This is a genomic window from Streptomyces sp. NPDC127068 (assembly GCF_042724695.1).
GTDB lineage: Bacteria > Actinomycetota > Actinomycetes > Streptomycetales > Streptomycetaceae > Streptomyces.
On the sequence record NZ_JBHXEN010000044.1, the window covers coordinates 61,049 to 74,671 of the forward strand.

Genomic DNA, 13,623 nt, shown 5'->3' on the forward strand with positions numbered 1-13,623 from the left:
GGCACATCCTAGTGTTTTGCGTCAATTAACGACTGGCCATCGGACGGTACGGCTGCTTCTCGGCCACGCCTTCCCCGTGCGAGCGGGGGGCAATCCAAAACAACAACGTTCCATAATCCACGTCTCATCCTGGCCAAAAAGCGCCCCACCGGTAGTTTGCCGGTGTGCGCTGGGTAGATAGCAGCCCGGTTCAACCAGTCCTTGAAAGGCGGAGAATCATGCCCCTACGCTTACCCCGCTTCACCTCGGCTCTCGGGACCGTCGCCGTGATCGCCTCGCTCGCCGGGTGTAGCTCGGACGATTCCGCCGGAGGCAGCGGCGACCCCGACTCCCTGACCGTCTGGCTGACCATCGACGCTAGGGAGAGCTGGCCCGATCTGGTTGCCTCCACGAACAAACGATTCGCGGAGCAGTACCCGGACACCAAAGTCAAGGTGCAGTACCAGCAGTGGCCGAGCAAGAACCAGAAGATTGACGCGGCCCTCGCCGGCCGGGTAGTACCAGATGTAGTGGAGATGGGCAATAGCGAGACCACCAACTACATCATCAACGGCGCCTTCTCCCCCCTGGAGAAGAAGGATTTCGAGCATTCGGAAGACTGGCTTCCGGCACTGGCCGACGCATGCGAGCACAAAGGGAAGACATACTGTGTGCCCTACTACGCGGGGGCCAAGGTAGGGATCTACCGGACGGATATCCTGAAGAAGGTGGGCGTCACCGAAGCACCCACCACCTATCCCGAACTCCTCTCGGTCCTCGACAAGGTGAAGGCCGAGTTCGGCACCAAGGACAAGAACTTCTCCGCCTTCTATATGCCGGGCCGCTACCCGCACGCCGCCATGGCCTGGGTCAAGGACGCCGGGGGCGAGATGGCCGTCGAGGAGAACGGCCGCTGGCGCGGCGCGCTCTCCTCCCCCGAGTCGCGCCGGGGGCTGACCACGTGGAAGAAGCTGATCGACGACTACTACGTCGGTGACCGCTCCAAGGACAACGGCGACGAACCGGGTGTGGTGGGCCAGGGCAAGGTCGCCATGTTCTACGGCAACACCTGGGAGGCCACGGCCGCCACGGACCCGCGCAGCGGCGGCAACACCGCACTGCGCGGCAAGTTCGCCACCTTCGCCTTCCCCGGCCCCTCCGGCGAGTTGCTCCCGCCCTACCTCGGGGGTTCCCTGCTGGCGGTGCCCGCCAAGTCCGGCAAGCAGGAGCTCGCCCGGGACTGGATCAAGCTCTTCACCGACCACAAGTCGCAGCAGCAGCTGATCAAGGCCCAGACCCTGCCGAACAACAGCGTCCAGCTGCGGGACGTGCCCGCCGACGGACCCAACGGCCCGTCCGCACGCTCCGCCGAACGCGGTTGGGTGACCCCGCTGGCGCCCGGCTGGGCGGCGGTGGAGAAGTCCAACATCCTGCCGGCGATGCTCCAGGACATCGCCACCGGGAAGAAGTCGGTGCAGCAGGCCACCGAGGACGCCGACCGTGAGATCGACGCCTTGATCAACGAGAACTGACACCCCCACTCAGCCCCTCGTCGGACCTCACCCCACTCCGCCACCCCACTCCCCCGCCTCTCCAACCCCCCGCACCCCCACCCCCCACCCCACTCACTTCGACGTGCTCACCCCACCCCCACCCCACCCATTGCGTCGGTCGTGCGTGCGCAGGGCGCACCGCGGTCGACGATTCGAGGAGCCTCCGCATGGTGACCACAGACCCACCGGACTCCGTCGCCGTCTCCCGGCCCGTCCCCCCGGTGCCCGCCGGGGGGACGGGCCGGCGGGCCCGGCCGCCGCTGAGTCGGCTGATCCCGTACGTCCTGATCGCCCCGACGGTGCTCGCGCTCGTCGCCGTCCTCGGCTACCCCCTGATCGAGCTGGTGCTGCTGTCCTTCCAGGACATGACCCGTCGGGAGCTGTTCGCCGGCACCGAACCGCCCTGGGCGGGGCTGCGGCAGTACCGCACCCTCGCCACCGACGGGTTCTTCTGGACGGTCGTCGGGCGCACCGCGCTGTTCACCACGGTCGCCACCACCCTGACCATGGCACTGGCCATGGGGGTGGCGCTGTTGGGCCGCCGTGTCTCCCCCTGGGTGCGGTTGCTCATGGCCGGGGTGCTGGTGGCCGTGTGGGCGATGCCGGTCATGGTGGCCGCCGCGGTCTTCCGCTGGTTGGTGGACGCCGACTACGGCGTCATGAACTGGCTGCTGAGCCAGGTGCCCGGGCTCGACTTCAGCAAGCACAACTGGTTCGAGAACCCCTGGCAGGGCTTCACCGTGGTGGTCGCCGTGGTCGTCTGGGGTTCGCTGCCCTTCGCCGCGATCACCCTCCAGGCCGCCCTGACCCAGGTCCCGCCGGAGCTGGAGGAGGCCGCCACCGTCGACGGCGCCACCCGGCCCCAGATCCTCCGGCACATCATCTTCCCCGTGATCAAGCCGGCGTTCGTGGTGGTGACCACGCTCAACGCGATCTGGAACTTCGGGGTGTTCAACCAGATCTGGCTGATGCGCACGGGCCAGCCGGAGAAGGAGTACTACCTGCTCGGCGTGTACTCGTTCATCGAGTCGTTCGCCGTGAACCGCTACAGCGCCGGGGCGGCCATCGCGGTCGTCACCGTCCTGCTGCTGCTCGTCGGGGCAGTGGTGTACGTCCGTCAGCTCGTCAGGATGGGGGAGACCGAATGACCACCGCTTCCGCTCCGCCCCGCGGTGCGCGGCGGCGCCGCTCGCCCGGGGCCAACGCCCTCGGTCTGCTGTTCTGCACGGTGATGGCCTTCCCCCTGTACTGGATGCTCCTCACCGCGATCCGGCCCTCGTCCGAGATCCGTAGCAATCCGCCGCAGTTCTGGACCGCGGAGCCGACCCTCGACAACTTCCGCCGGGCCATGGCCTCGGAGACCTTCTGGTCGAGCGTGCGGGCGAGCGCACTGGTCGGGGTGGGGACCGTGGTGGTCTCCCTGCTGATCGGGGTGGCGGCGGCCTACGCGGTGGCCCGGTTCTCCTTCTTCGGGCGCCGGGCGTTCGTGGTGGTGATCCTGTCCGTGCAGATGATCCCGTTGGCCGGCCTGATCATCCCGCTCTACCTGCTGCTCAGCGACGCCGGGCTGACCGACAGCCTGGTCGGCGTGGTCCTCACCTACCTGGTGTTCATGCTGCCGTTCACCGTCTGGTTGTTGCGCGGCTTCGTCGCCGGCATCCCCGTGGAGCTGGAGGAGGCGGCCATGGTGGACGGCTGCACCCGGGCCGGGGCCTTCCGCCGGGTGACGCTGCCGCTGCTGGCGCCCGGGCTGGTGGCCACGTCCATCTACGCCCTGGTGCAGGCGTGGAACGAGTACGTCCTGGCCTACGTACTGCTGTCCAGCACCGACAAACAGACCGTCTCCATCTGGCTCGTGTCCTTCCAGACGAGCTTCGGCACCGACTACGGCGCGCTGATGGCGGGAGCCACGCTCACCGCCCTGCCCGTCGTGGTCTTCTTCATGATCGTGCAACGCCGGGTGGCGGCCGGCCTCACCGTGGGAGCCGTCAAGGGATGACCACGTGCGACCAGCAACCTCCGGCCGGGCCGTGTCCGACGCTTCGCTTCGGATCACCCCGCGGCGCCCGACGCCGTGCGCCGCGCATCGGACACGACCTGCGCACCAGCAGGGGAAAGCCCGGACCACGACCGGGCTCCGGGGACGGTTCCCACCGCCCCGGGGAAAGACCGAGGGCATGGTGCCGGCGGCGCCTGCCCTCTTGACCAGCAGGAGAACTCTGTGACGTTCGACCGTCTTGACCTGGTGTCCAAGCTCTACCAGCCGTCCGGCTGGCCACGCGTGCTGGAGGCCGCCGCGGGAAAGTCCACCACCGCCCCCCTGGTGGTGGACCTCGACCCGACGACCTTCTGCGATCTGGCCTGCCCCGAGTGCATCAGCGGCAAGTTGCTCAACCAGGGACGGTTCACCCCCGAGCGCCTCGCCGAGCTGGCGCAGGAACTCATCGACATGTCCGTCCGCGGAGTGGTCCTCATCGGCGGCGGCGAACCGCTGGCGCACCGGGGCACCCGTCAGGTGCTGCGGATGCTCGGTGAGGCCGGCATAGCGATCGGCGTGGTCACCAACGGCACGATGATCAAGCAGAATCTGGAGGAGTTGGCCGAGTACGCCGCCTGGGTCCGGGTCTCGATGGACGCCGGCACCATGGAGACGTACGGGAAGTTCCGGCCCGACCGCAAGGGCCGCAGCGTCTTCGACAAGGTCGTCGGGAACATGCGGCTGCTGGCCGAGGTGAAGAAGGGCGCACTGGGCTACTCCTTCCTGGTGATGACCCGTCAGGAGGCGGACGGCACGATCGTCAGCAACCACCACGAGGTCCTGGAGGCCGCCGGACTCGCCCATGACATCGGCTGCGACTACTTCGAGACCAAGGCGATGTTCGACGACGGACACCATGTGATCCAGGTGGCCGACGACCTCCTGAAATCCGTCGACGACCAACTCGACGAGGCCGAACGGCGCTGGGCGGGCGACTCCTTCCAGATCATCAACTCGTCCACCCTGACCTCGTTGCGCAACCGGGTGGGCGCGGTCCAGCCCAAGGACTACCACCGCTGCCAGGTGGCGGAGCTCCGCACCCTGATCACCCCGTCCGGGGTCTACGTCTGCTCGTACCACCGGGGGAACTCCCAGGCGAAGATCGGGGACGCGGTCACCGAGCGGCTGCCCGACATCTGGGAGAACGCGGACCGGGGGATCATCGACCCCACCCGGGACTGCCGCTTCCACTGCGCACGTCACCGCTCCAACCTCGAACTGGAGAAGATCGCGGTCGAAGCGGTGACGCCGGAGGGTCCTGACTACGACCCCTTCATCTAGGGCACCGGGCTCGCAGCGGGCTCCGGACCCGCGGCCCGGGTGGGTATCACCCGGGCCGCGGGGTACCGCTTCCCGAGCGCCCCTCGCACGGCGGACGCGATGCCGTCGGCGTCGGCGGTGCGGCACACCCCCACCAGGGAGCCGCCGCCGCCGGCCCCGCTGAGCTTCAACCGCAGCCCCGCGGAGCCGAGGGCCAGCTCCCGCAGTTCCTCCAGGACGGGGGTGGACATCCGCTGGTGGTCGCGCATGGTGAGGTGGGCGCGGTCCATGGCCCCGGCGAGACCGTCCAGGTCCCGGGCCCCGATCGCCGACCACGCCTGAGCCGCCGCCTCGTCGGCCTCCTTGCGGTACAGCGCCAACGCCGGGTCACCGGTGGCCAGTTGTTCGCGCACCACCCGGATGTGGTCACCGGTGTCCTTGCGGGTCGCCGAGTCCAGCACCAGCACGGTCCAGTCCTCGGGGAAGACGGCGCGGTCCCGAATCACCGGCAGCCCGGTGGTCCGGCCCTCCAACAGCAGCGCACCGCCTTCGATGACCGCCAGGTGGTCCATGCCGCCCCCGTTGAAGCGGGCGAACTCGAAGGCGTACGCCCACTGGGCGAGCGTGGCGTCCGGGACGCCCGGTGCGGGCACGCACAGTCGGGTGTACGCCCGGAGCAGCGCCACGATCAGGGCGGTGGACGAGGACAGCCCGCTCGCGGAGGGCGCCGCGCTGTGCACCCGTACGGCGGGCGGCCGGGGAGCGAGGCCGGGAAGCCGTTCGCGCAGGTACGCCCACACCTCCTCGGGCCAGCCCCCGGCGGGCGGCGCGGGCGGGCCGGGGACCGTCTCCACGACGGTGGTCAACTCCAGGGCGAGGCTGACGGACCGGCCGCCGAGCCAGTCCAGGTCCTCACCGGCCAGACAGGCCCGGCAGGGCACTTCGGCGCGTGCCACGCGCTCGGTGCTCACCGGGTACGGAACCTTCCCAGGGGCGTCACGGGGGTCATGCCGCCTTCTCCGCCAGCCAACCGGGCAGGGCCTCGGGCGTGGCGTTCAACCAGTTCACGTACCGCTCCACCCCGTCCGCGACGGAGATGCCGGGACGCCAGCGCATCAGCTCGTACAGCCGGTCCGTGTCGGCGTAACCACCGAGCGGGTCGTCGGCGGGCCGGGGGGTGGTGATGAAGCGGGAGCCCGGGAAGTGCGGGGCGATCAGCTCGCCCACGTCGCGCACCGAAGTCGGCGTGCCGCTGCCGACGTTGACGGTCGCCCCGACGACTCCGTCCTCCACCAGGGCGAGCGCGGTGGCCGTGGCGATGTCGTCCACGTGGACCAGGTCGCGGACCTGGACGCCGCCGCCGTTGAGCCGCATCGGCAGCCCGAGCCGGGCGTGCATCGCCAGCCAGGCGACCATCCAGGAGTGGCTACCCGGCTTCGGCACCTGGGGGTCGCCGTAGACGGAGAAGTAGCGCAGCACCGAGAAGTCGATCCCGGCGGCGCCGAGCAGCAACCGGGTCTGGTGCTCGGCCCACAGCTTGGAGTTGGCGTAGACGGACAGCGGGTGCAGCGGCTGGTCCTCGTGGAAGGTCTGCGGCCCCTCCGAAGGGGCGGTGCCGTTGCCGTACACGGCGGCCGACGAGATCAGCACCAGCCTGCGCACCCGCGCCGCCACCGCCTCCTCCAGGACGACCTCGGTGCCCTCGATGTTGGCCTTGAAGGCGATGTCGGGTCTGCGGGTGCACGCGGCCACATCGGCGTAGGCGGCGGCGTGGACGACGAGTTCGGCGCCGTCCATCGCCTTCCGGACCAACGCCCGGTCCCGTATGTCGCCCACCACCAGGCGGGTCGCGTGCCGTTCCGCACCGAACAGTTCATGGACGGAATCCGGATAGGCGTCCATGCGGTCGAGGACGGTCACCTCCGCCCCGGCCCCGCGCAGCAGGGCGGTCAGTCGGCTGCCCACCAGGCCCGCGCCTCCGGTCACCACGACTCGGGAGCCCCGCAGCTTTTCCAGTCGCGAGGACCGGAAGTCACCTGAGTCAATGGCTTCGCCATCGGTCTTCTCAGTCATACGGACTCCTTTAACGGTGATACGTATGGATGCAGCGCAGACAGCATGAACGATCATCGTTGGCCGTAACCAGGGGGCCTTTTCGGCGCTTGAGCGGCCATGGAAGACCCTTGCGTAATTTCCGAAATTCGCCAGTGCCTCCGGACGGGAAGTGTGCAGCGGGATGACCGGGAGATTCGGTCGTACCGCGGGATTCGACCGTCCATCGGGCACCAGGAACACCAGAAACACGGAGGACCTGTGACGCGCTATCGCATCAGCGGCTCGGTGATGACCCACCCCAAGCGGCTGGCCGCCGCCGAGGCGTTGGCCCGGTCGGCGCCCCCCGGAGCGTTGCACGTGGTGACGGACCCCGATCCCGATGGCGAACCGTCGGCCCTGCGCACCGCACTGGTGGCCTGGTCGTCCGTCGCGGAGGGGGCGACGCACCACCTCGTGCTCCAGGACGACCTGATCCTGTCCGAGGCGTTCTTCGAACGGGTCCAACGGGCGGTGGAACAGCGACCCGAGGCGGCACTCGCCCTGTTCGCGCTCTGGGACTCGCGCAACGGGGCGGCGGTCCGGCTCGCCGCGATGGCCGGGGCCCGCTGGGTGCGCGCGGTCAACGAGTACTTCCCCTGCCTGGCCGTGGTGCTGCCCCGCGAGGTGGCCACCGACTACGTGCGGTACGGCACCTCGCGCTTGGGTGCCTGGCCCGACGACATCCTGCTGCGGCAGTTCCTGCGGAGCCGCGGGGTGCCCGCCTACGTGGCGGCGCCCAGCCTCGTCGAACACGACGACCGGGGCAGCATTTCCGGCAACGCCTTCCGCGGCCCGCGGCGCTCGGTGTGCTTCCTGCCCGATGACCGCGGAGGCGACGAAAGCATTTCCCTGGACCGACCGCAGGTGGTCCCCTTCTTCAAGAACGGGACCGCCCAGTGCGCGGTGCGGGTGGCCGGCCCGGGCCCGGAAAGATGGCTGCACCTGGAATGCAAGGACTATCTCTCCGGACTCGGCGTGAACGTGAACAGATATAAATCAGCCAATGTCGAGTTGACTGAAGCACCGGACCCGGAAGCCGCCCGGGAAACCTGGTTGACCGCGTTCACCATGGGATTCGCCCATCGAGCGGAGGGACGGGGCGACGTCCTTTCCCGGACAGCGGCCTGCACCGAGGCGCTGGCCACCATCGGCCCCGGCGGGGTCAGCGCCCGCCAGAACGAGGAGCGGATCGCCGAGCTGCGCGCGGGCCTGGCCGAGGTCGCCACCGCCGGGGTCACCGCGGGGCTGGACGCCGGCCGCACGGCGGGGGCCCGTCCGGTGCGCTCCGGGCGGCGGGTCACCGTGCTCGGGGCGGCGAGCCCGCTGGGTGAGCACGTGGTGCACGGACTCACCGCCCGCGGACACCGGGTGGCCCTGGGGTCCCCGGGCGGCACCGCCGCCCCGGGCACCCGGTCGGGTCGGGACGCGCTCGTCGATCTGCGCCCCCTGCGGCGGACCGCGGACAGCGGGGACACCGGGGTCCTCGTCCGGAGCGCCGACGGCCCTGCGGTCACCCTGCGGACCGGGGACCTCTACGGTCCGGGCTGCTCGCCCCGCACCCCGATCGGCCGGATGGTGTGGAACGCCCTGCGCAGCCGCCCCGTCGTCCTCACCGACCCGCCCGGTCGGCCGTTGCGCCCGCTGCACACCTACGATCTGGTCGGCGCGCTGTGCCGGGTGCTGGACGACCCCCCGGCGGCCGAAGTGCTGGAACTCCCCGAGGAGACCCCGGTGTCGCCCGGCGCCATGGCGGAGGCGGTACTGAGTGCGGTGCGCCCGGTCGGCGTCGCAACGGTCACCGCCCCACCGCGTACGGCACCCGTACCGGAGGTCCGGGGGTCCGGTGCCCCTCGGCTCCAGGGGTGGAAGCCGACCGTGGACCTCCGCCACGGGCTGCACACCTACATGCAGTGGCTGGCGTACGAAGGGCTCGCCCTCAGCGGCGCGTGAGCGGGGTCGGCCCGGTCAGGAGGGTGCCGGGCCGCCCCGTTGCCAGGACCAGGCGGCGATGCCCACGCGGTTGCGCGCCCCGATCTTGCCCTGGATGTTGGCGATGTGGGTCTTGGCGGTGCCCGCGGAGATGAACAGCCGAGCACCGATCTCGGCGTTGGTCAGCCCCTCGGCGACCAGGTGCGCGATCTCCTCCTCGCGGGCGGTGAGGGCGGAGGGCGGCGGCGGGCCTTCCGACGGCTGCGCGTCCTCCGCTTCCCGGAGCAGCCGGACGGTCAGTTGGGGGCTGATCAGCACGTCCCCCGCCATGGCCGCCCGTACGCCCTCGATGAGCAGCCCGGGCCCCGACCGCTTCAGCAGGAAGCCGCAGGCCCCCTCGCTCAGGGCGGTACGGACGTAGTCGTCGTGGTCGAAGGTGGTGACGACGAGCACCCGTACCGGGTCCGCGACGCCGGGCCCGGCGAGACGTCGGGTGACCTCCAGACCGTCCAGGCCCGGCATGCGGATGTCGGCGATCACGAGGTCGGGGCGGAGCTCCCGGGCCAGCGTCACGGCGGCGAGCCCGTCCGCCGCCTCTCCCACGACGGACATGTCCGGTTGGGAGCCCAGGATCAGCCGGAAGCCGCTGCGCACGTCGTCCTGGTCGTCGGCGAGGAGGATGCGGGTGCTCACGTGGTGCCCTTCGGGTGATTCGTACGGGCCCTGCCCGTGGGGTCCGTGGAGTCCGTGCGGTCCGTGTGCTGCCGGCGGTCCGTGCTGTCGGGGCGGTCGGGGCGGTCCGTGGTGGGGAGTTCGGCGGTCAGTCGCCAGCCGCCGCCGGTGAGCGGGCCGGCCGTGAGGGTGCCGCCGAGGGCCTTCGCGTGCTCGGTCAGGGCGGTCAGCCCGAGGCCGCCGCCGCTCCGGGACCGGGGAAGGGAGCGGCCCGGGGACGGGCGGCTCGGGCGCTCGTTGACCACCTGGAGCCGCACCGCCGTGGGGGTGTGGCTGAACCGGACCTCCACCCGGGAGGCGTCGGGCGCGTGCCGACGTACGTTCGTCAGCGCCTCGACCACGATGCGGTGGGCCGCGGCGCCCGCTTCCCGGGAGAGGGCCGCCGCCACGTCCGGTTCGCACCGCAGCTGTATGTCGATGCCTTGCGCCTGCCCGAACCGGTCCACCAGCGCGGGGAGTTGATCGATGCCGGGCGGCGGCTCGGCGGGCGCGGGGGCGTCCTCCCCGTGCAACATCGCCACCGTCCGGTCCATCGCGGCCAGCGCACTGAGACCCGCCCGTTCGATGCGCTCCAACGCGAGGACGGCCTGACCGGGGTCGTTCGCTGCCACGAAGCGGGCCGCCTGGGCCTGGACGACGATGCCGCTGACGTCGTGCGCCACGAAGTCGTGCAGGTCCCGGGAGAGCAGCAGTCGTTGGGCACGCCGGGCCTCGGCGACCCCGTCCCGGTGGCGCCGCGCGGCCCGGCGCGGGACGAGCCCGGTGGCGATCGCCGCCAGTGCGGGCAACAGCCAGAACACCGCCACGCCGGTGCGCTCCAGCACTCCCCCGTCGACCAGCGGCACGGGCCACGCGGCCACCGCGAGCGCGGCGGACGGCACGGCGATCCAGGTCTCGCGCCGGGGCGACCAACGGGCCACCACCGCGATCAGCACCAGCAACAGCCCGGACTCCACGAGGCTCCAGGACCCGCGGGTGACGCCCGGGCTGACGCCGGTGGCGGGAACACCGAAGGTCGAGAGGAGCGAGAGTGCGGCGCAGACCGCGGTGGGCCGGGCCAGCCGGGTGGGCACGGTACGGGTCCACAGGGCGTGGACCAGCGACCCGCCCAGCAGGGCGACGGCCGCCAGCGCGGGCACCGCCACCAGCTGGTTCACGGTCGCTGCTCCCGTCATGCCCGTCAACTCCTCCACCGTCCGCCGAAGATCACCAGCCTACGGCGGTGGTCGGTCGCCCGGGCTCCTCCGATCGGCAGAGATCGGGCGGCGCGGTCCGGAGTCCCTCTGCCGATCAGCGGATGGGCGCCAACGGGGTTCACCGGCCAGGCTGTTTCCCGTAGCCACCCGGCCGAACCATCGAGCCGCATCCTCACGAGTCGTATCCCCACGGGAGTCGTCCATGCGCATCACCGCACTCCGCACGCCCGGCGCATTCCGCACGCCCGGCGCGCTCGGCACCACCACCGCACTAGGCGCCGCCACCGCGCTCCTCGTCGTCCTCGCGACCGCCGCCACGTCCGCTGCGGCGGCGCCGACCGGCCGGGAGACGCGGCCGACCGCTGCCGCGCAACCCCTGGCAGGGGGCATGGGAGCAAGCATCACGGCACGGAAGTCCGCGGACCCGACCCATGCCGAGGAGTCCGCGGCCCGTGCCACGAAGTCCCCGCGCGCCACGAAGGCCCCGGCCCGCGTCGAGGGGGCGGCCCGCATCCACTACGCGTACTCCCCCGAGGACACCATCCGCTTCAGCGTGCACGCCGAGGCCGCGCCCTTCACCCGACCGCTGCCCGTGCCACGGGGCGAGCGGGGGTTGCCCACGGACGCCCGGGGCACGGTGCGGATCTCCCACCGGATCGCCTCGACGGGCTTCACCGCGTGGTCCGTGGCGGACGTGGACTGCCTGGTCACCGGTGGCAGCACCGCGACCCTCACCGCGATCGTCCGCAAGTCGAACACGGAGGAGCGGGGCACGCGGTTCGGTATCAGCGTGCAGCAGGGCCGGGACGGGCAGCCCGACCGGCTCGGTTTCGGCTGGGGCGTGGCGAACGTCGGTGCCGAGGGCACGGGGACGTGCATGGCGCCGGCTCCCTTCGCGCCCGTGGTGCGCGGCGGCTACCGCGTCACCCACGCCGACCTGCCCCCGATACCCGCGGCCCCCGCGTCCGCGTCCGGGTCCGGGTCCGGGTCCGGGTCCGGGTCCGGGTCCACCCCACGGCCGGAGGCCCAGCGCGGCTGAGCGCGTACGGTTCGTCGCTCGCTCAAGGGCCACCCATGCGCCGCCCGCACCGCACCGCGGGCGATGCGCCCCGCTGCCCACCCACGGTGATACGTGTACGTCACCTTTCAGCCAATCCGAGTGGCCGGACGGTTTGCGGGGTGGCGGAATTCTGGGTGAAAGGTGGGTGAAATCTTGGGCAACTCGCTGGCGCGGGAGTGAGGTTCGGCCGTAATGCGGCGAACCGGGTCCGACTTCCGTGCAGGTGCGGCAGAGTCGGTGATCCACGCGGGGCCGGCCCGAACGGGAACGACGGGCCGCCTCGGTCCTGTGTCCCCCACTCAGGAGGCCCGATGTCCCCCCGTTCGCGCCTATCCCGCCCGTTGCGTCTCACGCTGACCGTCGCGCTTCCGCTGGCCCTCGTCGGCGGGGTCGCCTTCACCGCGACCGCCGACGTGGTGTCCGGTGACGAGGCGGAGGTCCGCGGCGCCCCCGAAGTCGTGGGGTCCGCCGTGTTGGACGAGATCCCGCTCGCGGAGTTCAGCAACGGTCTGATCCCCGGCTCGGTCGACAACGACCGCGGTGTCCACCTGGGCATCGGCAGCGACCTGTACCCGGCGGACCGCCCGGGCGAGTTCTGGGCGCTCACCGACCGGGGCCCCAACGGGCAGATCACCGTGGACGGGAAGAAGCGCCGGACCTTCGCCGTACCGGAGTTCAACCCCGCGATCGTCCGGGTGAAGGTCGAGGGCGAGCGGGTGCGGGTGCTCGGGGCGGTGCCGATCACCACCCGCTCCGGGAAGCCGGTGACCGGGCTGCCCAACCAACTGTCGCGCGACGAGGCTCCGTTCACGTACGACGCCAAGACGCCGCTTGAGGTGAACCCGAACGGGCTCGACACCGAGGGCCTGGTGCGGGCCGCTGACGGCTCGTTCTGGGTGGTCGACGAGTACAGCCCGTCACTGGTGCACATCTCCGCGCGGGGCAAGGTGCTCAAGCGCTACGTGCCCGAAGGGTTGAAGCTGCGGGGCGCCGACTACCCCGTGGTCGAGGCGCTGCCGTCGATCCTGCTGAACCGCAAGCAGAACCGGGGCTTCGAAGCGCTGACCGTGCTGCCCGGGGGTGATCTGGTGATCGCCGTGCAGAGCCCGTTGCTGGTGCCCGACAAGGCGTCCGGCGAGGCGTCCCGCAATCTGCGGCTGCTGCGGTTCTCGCCGGAGGAGGGCGAGGTGACGGGCGAGTACGCGTACCGGCTGGACCCGGTGAACGAGGTGGACCCGGCGGAGACGGACCCCTCGGAGCTGAAGGTGTCCGCCCTGGTCGCGACGGGCCCGCGCACCGTCCTGGTACAGGAGCGCACGGACCGCACGGCGCGACTGCACCGGGTGACGTTGCCGCGCGGCGAAGGCATCCTCGGTAGCCGCTGGGACGACGTGGAGACCTCCCCGAGCTACGAGCAGACCCAGGACCTGGCGGGCGCGGGGGTGCAGGTCCTCGCCAAGGAGTTGGTGGTGGACCTCGGCAAGGTTCCCGGGGTGCCCGGCAAGGTCGAGGGCGCCGCCCTGGTGGGCCGCGACACCCTCGCGCTCATCAACGACAACGACTTCGGCATGTCGGACGGTCCCGATGCGTTCGACGAGAACGGTCGGCTCCGGGACAGCGGCCTGAACACCAAGGTCACCCACGTCAAGCTACCGGCGCCGTTGAAGCGCTGAGCACCGGTGCGGGGGGCCCCCCCCCGCCGGGCGGGGGGGGGGGGCCCCCCCCGGGGGGGGGCCGGGGGGCGCGGGGCGGGGGGGCGTGGGTAAGGCCGGCCGAACGGCC

The 13,623-nt window shown here is 71.3% G+C and carries 11 protein-coding genes; 7 read left to right on the forward strand and 4 right to left on the reverse strand.

Annotated features, from left to right (window positions below):
• Positions 1-218: 218 nt before the first annotated feature.
• From ACFWIA_RS25420 to ACFWIA_RS25435, 4 genes are all read left to right on the forward strand, one after another.
• A complete protein-coding gene (locus ACFWIA_RS25420; RefSeq protein WP_387008855.1) occupies positions 219-1,511 on the forward strand; it encodes an extracellular solute-binding protein in 1,293 nt (430 codons plus the stop codon).
• Positions 1,512-1,699: 188 nt separating this feature from the next.
• Positions 1,700-2,680 (forward strand): carbohydrate ABC transporter permease, encoded by a 981-nt coding sequence (locus tag ACFWIA_RS25425; protein WP_387008857.1) that lies wholly within the window; start codon positions 1,700-1,702, stop codon positions 2,678-2,680.
• Complete coding sequence (locus tag ACFWIA_RS25430) at positions 2,677-3,531, forward strand: carbohydrate ABC transporter permease (protein ID WP_387008859.1); 855 nt, start codon at positions 2,677-2,679, stop codon at positions 3,529-3,531. The genes ACFWIA_RS25425 and ACFWIA_RS25430 overlap by 4 nt, the downstream gene beginning before the upstream one ends.
• Before the next feature lie 222 nt (positions 3,532-3,753).
• A complete protein-coding gene (locus ACFWIA_RS25435; protein WP_387008861.1) occupies positions 3,754-4,851 on the forward strand; it encodes a radical SAM protein in 1,098 nt (365 codons plus the stop codon).
• On the opposite strand, the gene ACFWIA_RS25440 is transcribed toward ACFWIA_RS25435, so the two are convergent.
• Positions 4,848-5,801 carry a galactokinase gene (locus tag ACFWIA_RS25440; RefSeq protein WP_387008863.1) on the reverse strand — a complete coding sequence of 318 codons (954 nt, stop codon included), beginning with the start codon at positions 5,799-5,801 and terminating at the stop codon, positions 4,848-4,850. The two genes, ACFWIA_RS25435 and ACFWIA_RS25440, sit on opposite strands and share 4 nt — an antisense overlap.
• A gap of 34 nt (positions 5,802-5,835) precedes the next feature.
• A complete protein-coding gene (locus ACFWIA_RS25445; RefSeq protein ID WP_387008864.1) occupies positions 5,836-6,903 on the reverse strand; it encodes an NAD-dependent epimerase/dehydratase family protein in 1,068 nt (355 codons plus the stop codon).
• A gap of 240 nt (positions 6,904-7,143) precedes the next feature.
• On the opposite strand from ACFWIA_RS25445, the gene ACFWIA_RS25450 reads away from it, so the two are divergent.
• Positions 7,144-8,874: a hypothetical protein gene (locus ACFWIA_RS25450; protein ID WP_387008866.1), complete on the forward strand. Its 1,731-nt coding sequence runs from the start codon at positions 7,144-7,146 to the stop codon at positions 8,872-8,874.
• 15 nt (positions 8,875-8,889) lie between these two features.
• On the opposite strand, the gene ACFWIA_RS25455 is transcribed toward ACFWIA_RS25450, so the two are convergent.
• Positions 8,890-9,546 carry a response regulator gene (locus tag ACFWIA_RS25455; RefSeq protein WP_387008868.1) on the reverse strand — a complete coding sequence of 219 codons (657 nt, stop codon included), beginning with the start codon at positions 9,544-9,546 and terminating at the stop codon, positions 8,890-8,892.
• Entirely contained in the window at positions 9,543-10,760 is a 1,218-nt protein-coding gene (locus tag ACFWIA_RS25460) for a sensor histidine kinase (RefSeq protein WP_387008870.1), read from the reverse strand. The genes ACFWIA_RS25455 and ACFWIA_RS25460 overlap by 4 nt, the downstream gene beginning before the upstream one ends.
• Positions 10,761-10,983: 223 nt before the next feature.
• Between ACFWIA_RS25460 and ACFWIA_RS25465 the strand changes: the two genes are divergently transcribed.
• On the forward strand, positions 10,984-11,820 hold the full coding sequence (locus tag ACFWIA_RS25465) for a hypothetical protein (protein ID WP_387008872.1): 837 nt from the start codon (positions 10,984-10,986) through the stop codon (positions 11,818-11,820).
• A 332-nt stretch (positions 11,821-12,152) separates the two neighbouring features.
• Positions 12,153-13,514 (forward strand): esterase-like activity of phytase family protein, encoded by a 1,362-nt coding sequence (locus tag ACFWIA_RS25470; RefSeq protein ID WP_387008874.1) that lies wholly within the window; start codon positions 12,153-12,155, stop codon positions 13,512-13,514.
• Positions 13,515-13,623 lie beyond the last annotated feature (109 nt).